General features: G+C 73.4%; 14 protein-coding genes. 4 read left to right on the plus strand and 10 right to left on the minus strand.

Annotated elements, in window-relative coordinates:
• Positions 1 to 12: 12 nt before the first annotated feature.
• The 5 genes from ACFVFR_RS19750 to ACFVFR_RS19770 form a co-directional block, all read right to left on the minus strand.
• Entirely contained in the window at positions 13 to 2121 is a 2109-nt protein-coding gene (locus tag ACFVFR_RS19750) for a SpoIIE family protein phosphatase (protein ID WP_383703316.1), read from the minus strand.
• Positions 2122 to 2177: 56 nt separating this feature from the next.
• The gene (locus ACFVFR_RS19755; protein ID WP_383703391.1) at positions 2178 to 2882 is read right to left on the minus strand and encodes a class I SAM-dependent DNA methyltransferase; all 705 of its coding nucleotides are present in this window, start codon (positions 2880 to 2882) and stop codon (positions 2178 to 2180) included.
• 120 nt (positions 2883 to 3002) lie between these two features.
• Positions 3003 to 3698: a DUF402 domain-containing protein gene (locus ACFVFR_RS19760; RefSeq protein ID WP_383703318.1), complete on the minus strand. Its 696-nt coding sequence runs from the start codon at positions 3696 to 3698 to the stop codon at positions 3003 to 3005.
• Between the two features lie 401 nt (positions 3699 to 4099).
• Positions 4100 to 5491, minus strand: a complete 1392-nt coding sequence (locus ACFVFR_RS19765) for a class II fumarate hydratase (protein WP_383703320.1) — start codon at positions 5489 to 5491, stop codon at positions 4100 to 4102.
• 112 nt (positions 5492 to 5603) lie between these two features.
• On the minus strand, positions 5604 to 7286 hold the full coding sequence (locus ACFVFR_RS19770; protein WP_383703322.1) for a fumarate hydratase: 1683 nt from the start codon (positions 7284 to 7286) through the stop codon (positions 5604 to 5606).
• A 178-nt stretch (positions 7287 to 7464) separates the two neighbouring features.
• Here ACFVFR_RS19770 and ACFVFR_RS19775 point away from each other — a divergent pair, with 178 nt between their 5' ends.
• Together ACFVFR_RS19775 and ACFVFR_RS19780 are read left to right on the plus strand one after the other, a co-directional pair.
• The gene (locus tag ACFVFR_RS19775) at positions 7465 to 8181 is read left to right on the plus strand and encodes a DUF1707 domain-containing protein (protein ID WP_383703325.1); all 717 of its coding nucleotides are present in this window, start codon (positions 7465 to 7467) and stop codon (positions 8179 to 8181) included.
• Between the two features lie 217 nt (positions 8182 to 8398).
• Positions 8399 to 8755, plus strand: a complete 357-nt coding sequence (locus tag ACFVFR_RS19780; RefSeq protein WP_383703328.1) for a WhiB family transcriptional regulator — start codon at positions 8399 to 8401, stop codon at positions 8753 to 8755.
• Positions 8756 to 8981: 226 nt separating this feature from the next.
• Here ACFVFR_RS19780 and glpX read toward each other — a convergent pair whose 3' ends face one another.
• Positions 8982 to 10013 (minus strand): class II fructose-bisphosphatase, encoded by a 1032-nt coding sequence (gene glpX / locus ACFVFR_RS19785; RefSeq protein WP_383703330.1) that lies wholly within the window; start codon positions 10011 to 10013, stop codon positions 8982 to 8984.
• 225 nt (positions 10014 to 10238) lie between these two features.
• Here glpX and ACFVFR_RS19790 point away from each other — a divergent pair, with 225 nt between their 5' ends.
• Positions 10239 to 10820 carry a DUF4245 domain-containing protein gene (locus tag ACFVFR_RS19790; protein WP_383703393.1) on the plus strand — a complete coding sequence of 194 codons (582 nt, stop codon included), beginning with the start codon at positions 10239 to 10241 and terminating at the stop codon, positions 10818 to 10820.
• Between the two features lie 253 nt (positions 10821 to 11073).
• On the opposite strand, the gene ACFVFR_RS19795 is transcribed toward ACFVFR_RS19790, so the two are convergent.
• The 4 genes from ACFVFR_RS19795 to ACFVFR_RS19810 all read right to left on the minus strand — a co-directional run bounded on the left by ACFVFR_RS19795 (position 11074) and on the right by ACFVFR_RS19810 (position 15547).
• Positions 11074 to 11667: a malonic semialdehyde reductase gene (locus tag ACFVFR_RS19795; RefSeq protein ID WP_383703332.1), complete on the minus strand. Its 594-nt coding sequence runs from the start codon at positions 11665 to 11667 to the stop codon at positions 11074 to 11076.
• A gap of 357 nt (positions 11668 to 12024) precedes the next feature.
• Positions 12025 to 12291 (minus strand): exodeoxyribonuclease VII small subunit, encoded by a 267-nt coding sequence (locus ACFVFR_RS19800; RefSeq protein WP_383703334.1) that lies wholly within the window; start codon positions 12289 to 12291, stop codon positions 12025 to 12027.
• Positions 12292 to 12439: 148 nt separating this feature from the next.
• Complete coding sequence (xseA, locus tag ACFVFR_RS19805; RefSeq protein WP_383703336.1) at positions 12440 to 13678, minus strand: exodeoxyribonuclease VII large subunit; 1239 nt, start codon at positions 13676 to 13678, stop codon at positions 12440 to 12442.
• A gap of 414 nt (positions 13679 to 14092) precedes the next feature.
• Positions 14093 to 15547 (minus strand): APC family permease, encoded by a 1455-nt coding sequence (locus ACFVFR_RS19810; RefSeq protein WP_383703338.1) that lies wholly within the window; start codon positions 15545 to 15547, stop codon positions 14093 to 14095.
• Between the two features lie 87 nt (positions 15548 to 15634).
• Between ACFVFR_RS19810 and ACFVFR_RS19815 the strand changes: the two genes are divergently transcribed.
• Positions 15635 to 16687 carry a 4-hydroxy-3-methylbut-2-enyl diphosphate reductase gene (locus tag ACFVFR_RS19815; protein ID WP_383703340.1) on the plus strand — a complete coding sequence of 351 codons (1053 nt, stop codon included), beginning with the start codon at positions 15635 to 15637 and terminating at the stop codon, positions 16685 to 16687.
• Positions 16688 to 16736 lie beyond the last annotated feature (49 nt).

Consider the following 16736-nt stretch of genomic DNA (forward strand, 5'->3'; position numbering starts at 1 on the left):
CGCTCGCGACCCCTACCCCGGATGGGCGGTGGCCTTGGGCGGCATGGCCAGCTCGAACCAGACCACCTTGCCGGTGCTCAGCCGCGTCGCGCCCCAGCGTCTGGCCATGCGGTTGACCAGGTACAGGCCGCGCCCGCCCTCGTCCGAGGGGCGGGCCTGCCGCAGCCGGGGAAGCTGCGGCACGTCGTCGCCGACCTCGCAGCGCAGCACGTCCGTCCGCAGCAGCCGCAGCGTGATCGGGCGCTCGGCGTACCGCACGGCGTTCGTGACCACCTCGGAGACCAGCAGCTCCACCGGATCGGTGAGCTCCTCCAGGTCCCAGCGTGACAGCGCCCGCCGGGCCAGCCGGCGGGCCTGCCCCGCGGTCTGCGCCTTGGGATCGAGGAACCAGTACGCCACGTCGCTGGGCGCGATGCCCTCGAACCGGGCGGCCAACAGCGCCACGTCGTCGTCCCGGTCGCCCGGGCCGAGCATGTCCAGCACCTCGTCGCACAGGGCCTCCAGCGGCGGCGGGTTCGGACCGGTCAGCCGGGCCGTCTCGGTCAGCCGCTCGCGGAGCTGGTTGATGCCGGTCCACACGTCGCGGATACGCGACTCCACCAGGCCGTCGGTGTAGAGCATGAGCGTCGCCCCGGCGGGCGCGTCCAGCTCCACGGCCTCGAAGTCCACGCCACCGACGCCGATGGGCGCGCCGGACGGCACCCGCAGCACCTCGGCCCGACCACCCCGGTGCAGCAGCAACGGCGGCGGATGGCCGGCGTTGGCGACCACGATGCGGTGCGCGACGGGGTCGTAGACCGCGTACATGCAGGTCGCCATGCGGTCGGTGCCCAGCCGCTGGGCCTGCTCGTCGAGGTGGTGCAGCACCTCCTGCGGCGGCAGGTCCAGCCCGGCCAGCGTCTGGGCCGTCGTCCGGAGCTGGCCCATGATCGCGGCGGAGGTCATGGAGTGGCCCATCACGTCACCGACGACCAGCGCGACCCGGTTGCCGGGCAGCGGGATCGCGTCGTACCAGTCGCCGCCGACCCGCGCGGACTCGGCGGCGGGCAGATAGCGACTGGCCAGCCGCACCCCGGTGGGCTGCGGAAGCGAGTCCGGCAGCATGGTGCGCTGGAGCTCGTCGGCGATGTACACCTCCCGCCCGTAGAGCACCGCCTTGTCCACCCCGAGCGCGGTGTGCGTGGCGAGCTGGGCGGCGACCAGCAGGTCGTCCCGGTCGAAGGGGGGCCGGTCGGGCCGGCGGATGAAGACGGCGGCCCCCGTCACCCGCCGGCGACCGCGCAGCGGCGCCAGGATCGTGCGGTACCCCATCGCGACGGTGCGGCCCTCGCCCAACAGCTCGGGCAGCGCCGCGCGGGCCGCCGCCGAGTCACCGAAGACCGGGCGCACCCCGCGCAACACCTCCGCCAGCGGTCCGCCGGCCCGCACCTCGCACAGGTCGGCCGCCGGCCCGCCGCCGAGCGCGGGGGACAGGTCGGGACCGGAGGGCAGCAGCGGCAGCCGGGTCTCGGTGTCGACCTCCTCCGGGATGCGGTCGGTACGCCGCAGCCGCAGCATCACCGGATCCACCGGGCGCTCGTCGCCGACCGGCAGCGGGTCCCGCAGGTAGACCAGGATGGCGTCGGCGAAGGTCGGCACGGCGGCCCGGCACAGGCCCAGGACGATCTCGTCCAGGTCGATGCCGCGCGCGATGCGCCGGGTCGCGGCGCCCACGTACCGCAGCCGCTCGCCGCTGCGCGCCGCCAGGGCCGCCGCGTCGTCGTCCAGCACTCCGGGCACGGGCGCCTGCGCCCCGGCGGGCGCGGGGGCCCGTGGCGGACCGACGTCGGCGGGCGCGCCCCGCTCGGCAGGCGCCTCGGCCGCCCGAGCGCGCGAGGCCGCGTCACCCGGCGCGGGCGAGGCCGCCGGCGACGGGGGGCGGTGCGGCTCGGCCTCGTGTCCGGCCGGGCGCGGGCGGTGGTCCGGGCCGGGCTCGGACGTGGCGGCCGGGCCGGGGCCCTGGCCCAGGCCGGTGCGTGGATCGGGGACCGCGCCGTGCGCGTCTTCGGGCATGGCCGCACCCGAGGCCGTCGCGGGTGCGGCGGCCTGCCTGCGGTCGTGGGAGGTGGGATGCTCCGTCACGCGTGGGTTTCCATCCGTCCGGGGCCGTGCGCCCGCGTCGGTCGGGCGCACCGATGTCAGGCGCGTCGTCGGCAGTGCAGGAAGAGCTGGAGCTCTGGTGGTACGTCCGTGCTGGCTGGGGCGTACGCGTGTGAGTCCTCTCCCGCGATGTCGAAGCCCGCGGCGTGCACGACCTGGCGCAGTTCGTCCCGCAGGTAACCGGATACCCGAATCGTGTTGCCCAGGAACGGGATCGCGAAGTCGTCCACGTCGGCCTCGACCATGGCCATGGCCAGCAGGCCCTGCGGCTTCAGCATCCCGTGCAGCACGCGCAGCGCGTGCGGGATCTCCACGCGCGGCAGCATCAGCAGCGAGAAGTAGGCGCTGATCCCGTCGAAGTGGCCCAGGTCGCGCGGTCCACCGGGGCCGAAGGGCGCCCCGGGCCGCAGGTCGGCGATGTCGGCGAGGTGGAAGGTGGCGCCGGGCACGTTGTCCCGGGCGACCTTGAGCATGCCGGGGGAGATGTCGATGCCGACGACCTGGTGCCCCGCGTCGCTGAGCGCGCGCGCGGTGGGCACCCCGGTGCCGCTGCCGACGTCGAGCACGCGCGAGGCCGGGGGGAGCGCGTCGACCAGCCAGCGGCTGGAGGCGACCTGCCCCTCCTTGTAGGGAAACGCTTCGTCGTAGCGGTCCCCGATCGCGTCGAACGCCTCGGCCTGGCCGCTGCGATCGATCTCTAACCGGCCGTACGCCTCGTGCCCGTGGTGACCGTCACCGCTCACGACATCGCCCTTCTGTGACCGCACGTCAAATTCCGTACTGTGTTCGTGAGTTGCGTTTGAGTGTTTCCTGCCGGAGCAGTGTTGCGGAGGACGATCCTACGTTTGAAGCCCAGGTGCACATCAAGAGGCTGGTGACCTCGGGCGGTCCAGCGTGCGGTGCCAGTCCGCCGGAAGGTCGGGTACCGGCCAGGTCGGGTCCGGGCGCCAGTCCTCCCAGCCCTCCCGGAACGGCGCTCCCCAGGAGTCGATGAGATCCGTGACGGCCCGGCCGGCCGAGCGCACCCGCGCCGCCTGGTGCGGCGACATCAGGCCCACCCGCTGCGCCTGCGCGAACTCGTCCTCGTCCTTCCACTCCCAGCTCCGATCGGGATACACCGCGATGTCCAGGAAGTGGTCCTCGGAGTCGACTCCCCCGCTCCAACGGGCGCGCGGCTCCTCCAGGTTCACGTACCAGTTACGAAACCGCCAGCCACGGTCCCAGAACAGCCACACCGACCACGGGTCGGCCGGCCGGGCCAGCTTGAGCACGCCGGTGCCGAGCCAGTGGCACGGGCTGACGGTGCGGGGCTTGGTGTAACGCGTGGTGAGCGGCTCGTGGTGGATCTCCGTACCGTCGGCCAACAGCGGCTTGACGCACGGCGTGTCGGCGGCGAGCCAGACGGCGAGCAGATCGTCGGTGTCCTGGACGACGGTCACCGGACGGCAGATGTGGATGCGGTCGCGGCCGTTGGCCCGGTAGCGCCACAGGACCTGTTCCCCCGGCGCCCAGTGGGCGGCGCCGGTCGCGCCCCTCGTCTCCACCATGTCCGCTGTCATGAGCAGATCTTAGGCGCGGCCAGGCCGCCGCGCCGTGACGAATCCCATTTCGTGGAGTTCGTGGGACATACGCACGGGTGGAATGGCCGGTCAACGGGGGCGCGTGGCGCCCACCACCCGCCGCCACGGGCCCCTCACGCGCCGCGCGCCCACACCGGACACGCGCGGTGGGCGAGGGCCTCCCGCACCACGGGGACGCCCCACCGCGCGGGGCGCGGGCGAGGGCCGGGCGGGAGCGCCACCGGGGCCGGCACCAGCGGGGCGAACGCCCCCGGGGAGCGCGGGGCGCGCCGCCCGGGGGCCGTGTCGAGGTGCCCCGGGGGCCGCGCCGGGGCGTCACCGGTGGCCGAGCCGCCGCCAGCGCCGGATCGGGGCTGGCGGCGCGCGTGCCCGCCGGTGGGCTACGGGTGGGTCATCCGCAACACGTCGAGCGCCGCGTCGAGCTGCTCCAGCGTCAGGTCGCCCCGGTCGACGTAGCCGGCCTCCAGGACCACCTGCCGGATGGTCTTGCGCTCGGCCAGCGAGCGCTTGGCCACCTTGGCGGCCTCCTCGTAGCCGATGTACCGGTTGAGCGGGGTGACGACCGACGGCGAGGACTCCGCGTACTCCCGGGCGCGCTCCGCGTTGGCGGTGATGCCGTCCACGGTGCGGTCGGCGAGCAGCCGGGCCGCGTTGCCGAGCAGCCGGATGGACTCCAGCAGGTTCCTGGCGATCACCGGGAGCATCACGTTGAGTTCGAAGTTGCCCGCGGCGCCGGCCGTGGCGACCGTCGCGTCGTTGCCGGTGACCTGCGCGGCGACCATCAGCACCGCCTCGGGCACCACCGGGTTGACCTTGCCCGGCATGATCGAGGAGCCCGGTTGGAGGTCGGGCAGCGCGATCTCGGCGAGCCCGGTGCGCGGCCCGGAGGCCATCCACCGCAGGTCGTTGCAGATCTTGGTGAGGCCGACCGCGACCGTACGCAGCTGGCCCGAGGTCTCCACCAGGCCGTCGCGCGCGCCCTGCGCCTCGAAGTGGTTCCTGGCCTCGCTCAGCGGCAGCCCGGTGGCGCGGGCGACCTCGGCGATGACGGCGGCCGAGAAGCCGGGCGGGGTGTTGATGCCGGTGCCCACGGCCGTGCCGCCCAACGGCAGCTCGGCCAGCCGGGGCAGCGCGCTCCGCAACCGCTCCACGCCGTAGCGCACCTGTGCCGCGTACCCCCCGAACTCCTGGCCCAGGGTGACCGGCGTGGCGTCCATCAGGTGCGTACGCCCCGACTTGACCACGTCGGCGAACTCCGTGGCCTTGCGCTCCAGGGCCTCGGCGAGGTGGTCGAGCGCCGGGATCAGGTCGGCGGTGACGGCCGCGGTGGCGGCGATGTGGATGGAGGACGGGAAGACGTCGTTGGACGACTGGCTGGCGTTGACGTGGTCGTTGGGGTGCACGGGGCGGCCCAGGCGCTCGGTGGCCAGCGTCGCCAGGACCTCGTTGGTGTTCATGTTGGACGAGGTGCCCGAGCCGGTCTGGAAGACGTCCACCGGGAAGTGCTCGTCCCACCGCCCGTCGGCGACCTCGTCGGCCGCGCTCGCGATGGCCTCGGCGATCTCCTTGTCGATCACCCCGAGCCCGGCGTTGACCGTGGCCGCCGCCGCCTTGATCTGCGCCAGCGCCCGGATGTGCGCCCGCTCCAGACGCTGGCCCGACAGCGGGAAGTTCTCCACCGCCCGCTGTGTCTGGGCCCGCCACTTGGCGTCCGCCGGGACCCGCACCTCACCCATCGAGTCGTGCTCGACCCGGTACTGCTCGTCGCTCATCGTCGACCCACCTCCTGACAGGCCCAGCGCCCATCCGCTGCCAGGTGTTCCCGGGTGCTCCCACCTTCTTCCGAATACCGGCGAGTAACACCCGGGGGCGCCGGGCGCGGGGTCAGGCCAGGCCGGGGCCGCGGACGGGGATGGTGGTGAAGGTCGGCTGCTCCGGCTCCGGGTCGGCGAAGAAGTCGTTGCCCTTGTCGTCGACGACGATGAAGGCCGGGAAGTCCTCGACCTCGATGCGCCAGACGGCCTCCATGCCCAACTCCTCGTACTCCAGGACCTCCACCTTCTTGATGCAGTCCTGGGCCAGCCGGGCGGCGGGGCCGCCGATGGAGCCGAGGTAGAAGCCGCCGTGCGTGGCGCACGCCGTGGTGACCTGCCGCGAGCGGTTGCCCTTGGCCAGCATCACCTTGGAGCCGCCGGCCGCCTGGAACTGCTCGACGTAGGCGTCCATCCGGCCGGCCGTGGTGGGCCCGAACGACCCGGAGGCGTACCCCTCGGGGGTCTTGGCCGGGCCGGCGTAGTACACCGGGTGGTCCTTGAGGTAGGCCGGCATCTCCTCGCCCGCGTCGAGGCGCTCCTTGATCTTCGCGTGGGCGATGTCGCGCGCGACGACCAGCGTGCCGGTCAGCGAGAGCCGCGACTTGACCGGGTGCCGGGACAGCTCGGCCAGGATGGCGTCCATCGGCTGGTTCAGGTCGACGGCCACCGCGTCCAGGTCCGGGCCCGCGCCCCGGGTCAGCTCCTCGGCCGTGGTCTCGGGCAGGAAGCGCGCCGGGTCGGTCTCCAACTGCTCCAGGAAGACGCCCTCGGCGGTGATCTTCGCGACGGCCTGCCGGTCGGCGGAGCAGGAGACCGCGATGGCCACCGGGCACGACGCGCCGTGCCGGGGCAGGCGCACCACGCGCACGTCGTGGCAGAAGTACTTGCCGCCGAACTGCGCGCCGATGCCGATCTTCTGCGTCAGCTCGAAGACCTTCTCTTCGAGATCCTTGTCCCGGAAGCCGTGCCCGGTCGGCGAGCCCTCGGCGGGCAGCTCGTCCAGGTAGTGCGCCGAGGCGTACTTGGCGGTCTTGAGCGCGAACTCCGCGCTGGTGCCGCCGACGACGATCGCCAGGTGGTACGGCGGACAGGCGGCCGTACCCAGCGAGCGGATCTTCTCCTCCAGGAACCGCATCATCGACGCCTCGTTCAGCACCGCCTTCGTCTCCTGGTAGAGGAAGGACTTGTTCGCCGAGCCGCCGCCCTTGGCCATGAAGAGGAACTTGTACGCGTCGCCGTCCGTGGCGTACAGCTCGATCTGCGCGGGCAGGTTGGAGCCGGTGTTCTTCTCCTCCCACATGGTCAGCGGGGCCATCTGCGAGTACCGCAGGTTGAGCTGGGTGTATGCGTCGTAGATGCCCCGCGAGAGGGCCTCCTCGTCGCCCCCGGCGGTCAGCACCTGCTGCCCGCGCTTGCCCATCACGATCGCGGTCCCGGTGTCCTGGCACATCGGCAGCACCCCGGCCGCCGCGATGTTGGCGTTCTTGAGCAGGTCGAGGGCGACGAAGCGGTCGTTCGCGCTCGCCTCGGGGTCGTCCAGGATGCGCCGGAGCTGGGCCAGGTGGGTCGGCCGCAGATAGTGCGAGATGTCGTGCATGGCCTCGGCCGCCAGCTTGCGCAGCGCCTCCGGCTCCACCGTGAGGAACGTCCGCCCGTCCGCCTCGAAGGTGCTCACACCCTCGGCCGTCACCAGCCGGTAGGGGGTGGCGTCCGGGCCTACGGGCAGCAGATCCGTGTACGCGAACTCAGGCATCGGGGGCAATCCTCACTGCGGTTGGGTCGCTGGCGGCGATGGCGGGCGCTTCCCGGGGCAGAGCGAGGGGAGCGCCCACCAGAGTAGAACGGCCCACCGACAGCGTGTCGGTGAGGTGGGACTCACCCACCGCCGACCCCTCTATCGCGATCTATCGCGTTTCGCTACGCTGAGGCGCGTGGACGAACACCAGCCGGTTCCCCTGTCGAAGCAGCCCCAGCCCACGGCCCCCGCGCCGGTCGCCCCGCCCGCGACCCCGCCCGGTGACGCCATCCGCGCCTCCGACGCGGACCGCGACCGCGTCGCCGACATCCTCCGTGAGGCCCTCGCCGAGGGCCGCCTGACCCCCGAGGAGCACGCCGAGCGCATCGGCGGGGTGTACGAGGCCAGGACGCGAGGTGAACTCGCCCCCTATGTGCGGGACCTGCCGACCGTGGCGGGCGGGCCGTCCGGAGCGGGCCAGGCGGACGCGAGGCGCCCCGCCCCCCTCGGCACGCCCACGCTGCCGCCCCAGCGCAGCTCCCTCACCGACAACCTGATCGCGGTCTTCGGCGGCGCCAGCCGCCGGGGCCGCTGGCGGGTGGGGCGCAAGACCAACGCCTTCGCCCTCTTCGGCGGTGTGGAGATCGACCTGTCCGAGGCGGTCTTCGAGCAGCGGGAGATCGTCATCCAGGTCACCGCGATCTTCGGCGGTGTGGAGATCCGGGTGCCGGAGAACGTCACCCTGCGCTCCGCCGGCACGGGGATCTTCGGCGGTTTCGACGTCGCCGCCACCGAAGCGGAAGACCCGGCGGCCCCGGTGGTGGTCGTCACCGGCCTGGCCGTCTTCGGCGGTGTCGACGCCAAGCCCCAGCGCGGGAAGCGGGTACGGAACCTCAACGCGTCGGAAGCGTGAAGGAACGGTCAACAAGTCGCAGCATGGCGTATCAAAAACGCACAGCTCCGCGCCTCGAACGGAACGTCAGTACGACGTGAAGCAACCGTGTGCATAAGCACCCGCACAGCGGGTAAAGCTTCGTGCATCGTCTCTCGTACGGCTGCGGGCGCGAACGGTCGTGCGCAGCGAGGCGGGCAAGGGTGACCCAAACCGGAGCCGTCGTCAGGAGTAGACCGTGCTGCAACCGCATCACCCCCTGCAGGACGCCGCCGTGCCTCCGCAGCGTGATCACGCTCGCGATCAGGCCGGCCCCTGGCATTCCGAGGCGGTGTGTCGCCGCGACGAAGCCGGGCTCTTCTTCGCCCCCTCCAAGGAGCCGACGGCGGCCCGACTCTCCCGGGAGGAGGCCGCCAAGCGGGTCTGTGCCCGCTGCCCGGTGATGGTCGAGTGCCGGGAACACGCGCTCATACAGCCGGAGCCCTACGGGGTGTGGGGCGGCCTCACGGCCGCCGAGCGCCGCGTGGTGCTGGCCCGCCGTAGGCGGCGCGAGGCGGAGCTCCAGCGAGCGGTGCGGGTCGCCGCGGCGGGCTGACGACGCCCCGCCCGGCCTCGCTCGCACGCCCGCTGGCGCACGTCCTGGTCCCACCCGCCGAGTGCCACCGCTGTCCCGCGTCCCACGCGCGCGGAAAGCGGGGGAGCCGGGCTCGCCGTCCGTCGGCGAGCCCGGCTCCGTTGTGCCGCGCGGAGGGTTCGCCCTCAGGGGGCGACACGCGGCCGGGATGGTTCGGTGGGGTGCCGCCGTCGCGGGCGGCGCCGCCTCAGCGGGCGCGCTCGAAGTCCACCGCGGCGTACGCGCGCAGCTTGGACAGTCGGTGGGTGGAGTCGATCTGCCGGATCGTGCCCGACTTCGACCGCATGACCAGCGACTGCGTGGTCGCGGTCTCGGCCCGGTAGCGCACGCCGCGCAGCAGGTCGCCGTCGGTGATGCCGGTGGCGACGAAGAACACGTTGTCGCCGCTGACCAGGTCGTCGGTCTGGAGTACCCGGTCCAGGTCGTGGCCCGCGTCCAGCGCGCGCTGGCGCTCCGTCTCGTCCTGCGGCCACAGCTTGGCCTGGATGGTGCCGCCCAGGCACTTGATCGCGCAGGCCGCGATGATCCCCTCCGGGGTGCCGCCGACGCCGAGCAGCAGGTCGACTCCGGTGCCCTCGCGTACGGCCATGATCGCGCCCGCGACGTCTCCGTCCGAGATGAACTTGATCCGGGCCCCGGCCTCCCGGACCTCCTTCACGATGCCCTCGTGGCGCGGCCGGTCCAGGATGACGACGGTGACGTCCTCGGGGCTGGAGCGCTTGGCCTTGGCGACGCGCCGGATGTTCACGCCGACGGGGGCGTTGATGTCGACGAACTCGGCGGCCTCGGGGCCCGTCACCAGCTTGTCCATGTAGAAGACGGCCGACGGGTCGAACATCGAGCCGCGCTCGGCGACCGCGAGCACCGAGACCGCGTTGGCCATGCCCTTGGCGGTGAGCGTGGTGCCGTCCACCGGGTCGACGGCCACGTCGCACTCCGGGCCGGTCCCGTCGCCGACGCGCTCACCGTTGAAGAGCATCGGCGCCTCGTCCTTCTCGCCCTCGCCGATGACGACGACGCCGTTCATCGAGACGGTGTGCACGAGCGAACGCATGGCCTTGACGGCGGCGCCGTCCGCGCCGTTCTTGTCGCCACGGCCGACCCAGCGGCCGGACGCCATGGCACCGGCCTCGGTCACCCGGACCAGCTCCAACGCCAGGTTGCGGTCGGGGGCCTCGGGGCTGACTTCGAGGGGGGACGGCAGATGATGCTCGGTCATCGGAACGCACCTTTCTGTACGGCGACGGCCGTGGGCCCCTCCCGCCCGAAGCGGGGCAAGGAGGGCGAGGGTGCTCATGACTTTATCGGTACGTCGCGAAAATGAGCAGGGGGCCCCACGCATGAGCGCGATCACTCCCACCTGCGGAGAGTCGCCACGCAGCGGGAACGAGACCCCAGGTCCCAGCGAGCGTAGGCATAAGGGACGATGGGGGGCGTGGCCGGTATGCGTGGTGAGAATCGAACCGTACAGAATCTGGTGCTGTCGCTGGGTGTGACCATCGTCGCGGCGGCGGGCATCTACGTCTTCATCCCGCATGACGACAGCAAAGACCCGATCAAGACGGTGAACACCCGGGTCGAGGTCGACCTCGTCCGCCGCGCGGCCTCCTACGCCGTCGCCGCGCCCGAGGGATTGGACCCCACCTGGCGCGCCACCTCGGTCAGCTACCGGGGCACGTCGGACTTCGGCGCCGTGTGGCATCTCGGGTACCTGACGCCCGACAAGGAGTACGTCGGGATCGAGCAGAGCGACAGCGACCGCGTACCGCAGTACGTGGCCGACGTCACGCACAAGGCCAAGCAGACCACCCGCACGGTCGAGGTCGACGGCAGGAAGTGGACCCGGTACGAGGGCGAGAAGTACAACGCGCTGGTCCACGCGGAGCCGGGCGTGACGACGGTGGTCACCGGCACCGCGCCCGAGCGGGACCTGCTGCGCATGGTGAACGCGCTGGAGATGAGGAAGGGCGAGAAGCCCACCTTCCCGCCGCCCTCCGCCACCGCCACGCCGAAGCCCACCGACTGACGCCGCCCGCACGGCGCCTCGGCCCCCTGCCCGACGGGTGGGGGGCCGCGCCGTTCGGCGTGGAGTGACCCTCCGCGGGATGACCCTCCTCGCCTCGTCCGGGACGGCTCCGCGCGGGCGCGGTTCCGCGCGGCGTGACCGCGTACCCCGCCGGCCCGCGCGCCGTACGCGCGCGGCGGCCCGGCACGCACCGCGCCCCCGGCCGTGGTGGCCGGGGGCGCGTGCCCGGGCTGTCGGGCCCGGAGCGTCGGGCTCAGACGGTGGAGACGACCTCGTCGAACTCCAGGCGGGGCGAGCGCGGGTTGAAGGCGCTGTCGCCCGGCTTGCCCAGGTTGACCACGGCCAGCACCTGGTGGTCGCCCTCGGCGAAGAACTCCTTGCTCAGGCCCGCCGCGTCGAAGCCGGTCATCGGGCCGGCGGCCAGGCCGGCGGCGCGGACACCGAGGATGAAGTAGCCGACCTGCAGCGAGGCGTTGAACGTGCCGGCCTGCTCGCGCACCTGGCGCTCGGAGAAGAAGGCGTCCGCGATGCCCGGGGCGTGCGGGAAGAGCTTGGGCAGCTCCTCGTGGAACTCGTGGTCCACGGCGAGCACGGCCACCAGCGGGGCGGCGGCGGTCTTGGGGCGGTTGCCCTCGGCCATGTGCGAGACCAGGCGCTCACGGGCCTCGGGCGAACGGACCAGCAGCACGCGCAGCGGCGACATGTTGAACGCCGTGGGAGCGTACTTGACCAGGTCGTATATCGCCTTGATCTGCTCTTCGGTGACCGGCTCGTCGGTGAAGGCGTTGGCCGTGTGGGCCTCGCGGAAGAGCAGGTTCTGGGCGGTCGTGTCGAGGGCGAGAGTCATGACATACCTTCTGCTTGTTTGGTCGGATCTGCTGGCACATGGTCGAGCCTGGCGGCTCTCACTGTACGCAATTTAGGTTAATTTTCAACTAAAGCGTCGCGGGGGTGCCCCGGCTCACGGTCGCAGTGGGGCGGGCCGTGCGACCGGCGCGCCCACGGGGAGGCGGGCAGCGAGGTGCGCGCCCGCGACGGGAGAGGTGCGTCGAGAGGAGCGGGGTCGGGGAGGCGACCGGGACCAGCGCACCCGTGACCAGGCGGGCGACGCCGTGGTCACGACCGGGCCGGCGGCCCGGCGGTCACGGCCCGGCGGCTGCGGCCCGCTCGGCGCTCCCGGGCGCCGGGGCGGAGTGGGGGCGGGTCAGCCCGCGTCGTCGCCGGACGGGTCGGCGGCGCGGGAGTCGGCCGCGTCGGGACGCTCGGCCAGCGAGGCGTCCAGCCGGGCCCGCGCACCGTCCAGCCAGCGACGACACACCTGCGCCAGCTCCTCGCCGCGCTCCCACAGCGCGAGCGACTCCTCCAGCGTGGTGCCGCCCGTCTCCAGGCGACGCACCACCTCGACCAGCTCGTCCCGCGCCTGCTCGTACCCGAGCGCGGTCTCGGCGGTCTTCTCGCCTGTCTTCACCATGCCTCCAGCCTATGTGCGCGGTACGACAGCGGCGTTGCGGTCGTATGGCGCCCCGTGTCCGTGGCCCGCCCCGAGCCCGACCCGCGCCGCCGGGTCGCGGGCCGCCAGACCCCCGGCGTACGCTCCCGGACCCGTCCCGTACGCCTCGCTACGTCGCGTCGGCGGGCCGCTCCGTCGCGGGCCGCTCGGCGGTGACCGTGAACGCGCCGTCGGCGACCCGGGCCCGCAGCCGCTCGCCGTCGGACACCTCGGCGGCCTCGCGCACCACCGCGCCGCTCTCGTGCTGGAGCACCGCGTACCCCCGGCGCAGGGTGGCGGCGGGGGAGAGGGCCACCACGCGCGCGCGGGTGTGCGTGAGCTCGGAGTCGGCGCGGTCCAGCAGGTGGCGCAGCGTGCCACGGCTGCGGTGCAGCAGGGCCGCGATCCGCTCCTCGCGGTCCTCCACCATCCGCCGCGGCTCGCGCAGGCACGGCCTGGCCAGGGCCGCGGACAGGCCGCGCTCCTCGCGGTCGAGCTGCCCGCCGACCGCGCGCAGCGCGCGCTCGCGGAGCTGCCGCACCCGGGTCAGCTCCTCGCCGACGTCCGGCACCACCTTCTTCGCCGCGTCCGTGGGCGTGGACGCGCGCAGGTCGGCGACCAGGTCCAGCAGGGGCGTGTCGGGCTCGTGCCCGATGGCCGAGACCACCGGTGTGCGGCAGGCGGCCACCGCCCGAACCAGCTGTTCGTCGGAGAACGGCAGCAGGTCCTCCACGCTGCCGCCGCCCCGCGCCACCACGATCACGTCCACCTCGGGCATCGCGTCGAGCTCCTTGACCGCCTCGACGACCCGGGGCACGGCGTGCACGCCCTGCACCGGCACGGTGCGCACCTCGAACCGCACGGCGGGCCAGCGCAGCCGCGCGTTCTCCAGCACGTCCCGCTCGGCGGCCGAGGCCCGGCCGCAGACCAGGCCGACGAGCTGCGGCAGGAACGGCACCGGCCGCTTGCGGTCGGCCGCGAACAACCCCTCGGCGGCCAGCGACTTCTTCAGCCGCTCCAGCCGGGCCAACAGCTCGCCCACGCCCACCGGGCGGATCTCGGCCGCCCGCAGCGAGAGCTGACCGCGCGGCGCGTACCACTCCGGCTTGGCGTGCACCACGACCCGGGCGCCCTCCGAGACCGAGTCCGCGACCTGCTCGAAGACGGAACGGAAGCAGGTGACGGTCAGCGACACGTCGTACGAGGGATCGCGCAGCGTCAGGAACACCACGCCGGCGCCGGGGCGCCGCGAAAGCTGCGTGATCTGCCCCTCCACCCACACCGCGCCCAGCCGGTCGATCCAGCTCCCGATGAGCCGGGACACCTCGCCGACCGGGATCGGCGTCTCCGCAGACGTGTGCACAGCCATGCGCCCGAGCGTAACCGTGGCCACTGACAACGCCCCCCCCGCCCACGCCACCGCCGGGCCGGCGCCCGTGCCCACCTACGGCCGGCCCGCGCCCACCTCGGGCCGGCCGCCGGTCGCCGTCACGTCGCCTGCCTGCCCGCCCGACGCCCACTCCCGGCCGTACGCCCGCCGCCGATACGCCGCCCGACCGCCCGACCGCCCGTCGCCGGGGCGGCGGGCCCGCCTCCCCGAGCGCCGGTACGTCGGCCGCTCGCCACCCGCCCGGCCGCTCTCGCGCCCTCGCGCCCGTCGCTCTCGCGCCCTCGCGCCCGTCGTGCGGGGGCCCGGCGCCGCCGGCCGGCCCGGCGCGTACGCCCCGCCTCGCCGCGCACCGGCACGTACGCCCCTCGCCGCGCCCCGGCGCGTACGGTCCGCTCAGCCCGCCCCGGCGCTCGGGACCGGCGGGTCGTCCGAGCCGGCCGGACCACCCGGCCCGCCGCCCGCGCGCCCGCGCCACTGGGCCGCCAGCACCACCAGGCCCACGCCGAGCCAGATCGCGCCGACGATCTGCGCCGTGGCCGACGCCTCGACGATCACCGCGATGACGATGCCCATGCCGACCAGCGGGATCAGCACGTGCCGCGTCACGCTCGGCGTCTCGGCCCGCTCGCGGAACCAGAACCAGCCGATCACCGACGCGTGCAGCAGCGCGAACGCGCTCAGTGCGCCGACGTTGACCACCGAGACCAGGCGGTCGAGCCCGTCGTCGCGCCGCGCCGCCCACACCGCCGCGACCAGCGTCACCACGGCGGCGCTCAGCAGCGCCCGGCGAGGCACCCCGCTGTGCGCGTCCACCTTCGCCACCAGGCCGGGCAGCCGCCGCTCGCGGCCCATGGCGAACAGCAGCCGGCCGGCCGCGGCCTGCCCGGCCAGCGCCGCGAACGCCGCGCCGATCGCCTTGCTCACCGCGACCAGATCGTGCAGCCAGGACCCCACGGACGAGTCCACCGCGGCGTAGAAGGCGCCACCCTGCGCGCGCGGGTCGGCGGCCAGCTCCGCCGACGAGGCGGGGGAGAGCAGCGCGGCCAGATAGGTCTGCGCGACGAACAGGAAACCCGCCACGGCCAGGCAGGTCAGCACCGCGCGCGAGACCCGCGCGGAGCCCCTGGCGCTCCGCCAGCCGCCGCTCTTGCCCGGCGTGCCACCCGCGTCGCCCTCCCGCGTCTCCTCCGCGAACGAGGCGATGGCGTCGAAGCCCAGATACGACAGGACGGCCACCGACACCGCGCTGAGGACGGCCGCGACCGTGAACCCGCTCTGCCCGGTCAGCGGCGAGAGCCAGTCGCGCTGCGCGCCGTGCGCGGCCAGTTCCACCAGCGCCGCGACCACGAACACCAACAGCACCGCGATCTCCATCGCCAGCACCAGGAACCCCACCAGCGCCGCGGCCCGCACCCCCCACAGGTTGAGCCCGGTGGTCACCACGACCGCGACGGCCGTCCACACCCACCGGTCCACCGACGGCACCAGCTCCTCCATCGCGATGCCCGAGAAGAGGTAGGCGACGGCGGGAATCAGCAGGTAGTCGAGCATCGCCAGCCACCCGGCGACGAACCCCGGCCCCTCGCCGAGCCCCACGCGCGCGTAGGTGAAGACGGAGCCGGCGCGCGGGGCGACGCGGATCATCTGCGCGTACGAGTACGCCGTGAAGGCCATCGCCACCGTCGCCACCAGGTACACCAGCGCGACCGCGCCGTGCGACTTGGCGTCCAGGGTGCCGAACACACCGACGGGAGCCATCGGCGCGATGAACAACAGACCGTAGACGACCAGATCGCGGAAGGTCAGCGTGCGTCGCAGTGTGGCCTGTGTGGTCTGCGGGCCGGCCATGATGCCTCCGTGGGTCGCGCGCCTGGGCTCAGTGTGATCCACCCGTACGCCCTTTCCGCGCTGCGGCACGGCCGTACCATGGTTGGCATGACCGCAACGCCCAGCCCGACGCCCGCCACGGCCCCCAGCGGAGACGCTTCGCGTGCCACCGGCCGGGTCCTGCTCGCAGCCCCGCGGGGATACTGCGCGGGTGTGGACCGTGCCGTGATCGCCGTCGAGAAAGCCCTGGAGCAGTACGGGGCGCCGATCTACGTGCGCAAGGAAATCGTTCACAACAAGTACGTCGTACGGACCCTGGAGAAGAAGGGTGCGATCTTCGTCGAGGAGACGGAGGAGGTGCCCGAGGGCTCCATCGTGATCTTCTCCGCACACGGCGTGGCGCCGGTCGTGCACGAGGAGGCCGCCGGCCGACGCCTGGCCACCATCGACGCGACCTGCCCGCTGGTGACCAAGGTCCACAAGGAAGCCATCCGGTTCGCCAAGGACGACTACGACATCCTCCTCATCGGCCACGAGGGCCACGAGGAGGTCATCGGCACCAGCGGCGAGGCGCCCGAGCACATCACGCTCGTCGACGGCCCCGACGACGTCGCGAACGTGGAGGTCCGCGACGAGTCCAAGGTCGTGTGGCTCTCCCAGACCACGCTCTCCGTCGACGAGACGATGGAGACGGTGGACGCCCTCAAGGACAAGTTCCCCCAGCTCATCAGCCCGCCCAGCGACGACATCTGCTACGCGACGCAGAACCGCCAGGTGGCGGTCAAGCAGATAGCGGCCGACGCCGACCTGTTCATCGTCGTCGGCTCGAAGAACTCCTCCAACTCCGTGCGACTGGTCGAGGTCGCGCTCGGCGCCGGCGCCAAGGCCGGCCACCTGGTCGACTACGCGAGCGAGCTCGACGAGGCGTGGCTGGAAGGGGTCGGCACCGTCGGCGTCTCCTCCGGCGCCTCGGTCCCCGACGTGCTGGTCGAAGGCGTCCTGGAGTGGCTCGCCGAGCGCGGCTTCGGTGACGTCGAGGTGGTGCAGCCGATGCAGGAGAGCATCACGTTCTCCCTGCCCAAGGAGCTGCGCCGGGACCTGCGCGCCGAGGCGGCGGCAGCGGTCGGCGGCGCCGCCACCGGGGGAGAGGCCACGGCCTGACGGGTCCGGTGGTCCGGTGGGTCCGGTCGATCCCGAGGTCGGCTTGGCC

The organism is Streptomyces sp. NPDC057702 (genome assembly GCF_042799315.1).
GTDB lineage: Bacteria > Actinomycetota > Actinomycetes > Streptomycetales > Streptomycetaceae > Streptomyces.

Coding starts and splice junctions, on each gene's coding strand:
- ACFVFR_RS19770 (WP_383703322.1), bottom strand. CDS start 7,286: ATGCCTGAGTTCGCGTACACGGATCTGCTGCCCGTAGGCCCGGACGCC.
- ACFVFR_RS19810 (WP_383703338.1), bottom strand. CDS start 15,547: ATGGCCGGCCCGCAGACCACACAGGCCACACTGCGACGCACGCTGACC.
- glpX (WP_383703330.1), bottom strand. CDS start 10,013: ATGACCGAGCATCATCTGCCGTCCCCCCTCGAAGTCAGCCCCGAGGCC.
- ACFVFR_RS19800 (WP_383703334.1), bottom strand. CDS start 12,291: ATGGTGAAGACAGGCGAGAAGACCGCCGAGACCGCGCTCGGGTACGAG.
- ACFVFR_RS19760 (WP_383703318.1), bottom strand. CDS start 3,698: ATGACAGCGGACATGGTGGAGACGAGGGGCGCGACCGGCGCCGCCCAC.
- ACFVFR_RS19795 (WP_383703332.1), bottom strand. CDS start 11,667: ATGACTCTCGCCCTCGACACGACCGCCCAGAACCTGCTCTTCCGCGAG.
- xseA (WP_383703336.1), bottom strand. CDS start 13,678: ATGGCTGTGCACACGTCTGCGGAGACGCCGATCCCGGTCGGCGAGGTG.
- ACFVFR_RS19815 (WP_383703340.1), top strand. CDS start 15,635: ATGACCGCAACGCCCAGCCCGACGCCCGCCACGGCCCCCAGCGGAGAC.
- ACFVFR_RS19790 (WP_383703393.1), top strand. CDS start 10,239: ATGCGTGGTGAGAATCGAACCGTACAGAATCTGGTGCTGTCGCTGGGT.
- ACFVFR_RS19765 (WP_383703320.1), bottom strand. CDS start 5,491: ATGAGCGACGAGCAGTACCGGGTCGAGCACGACTCGATGGGTGAGGTG.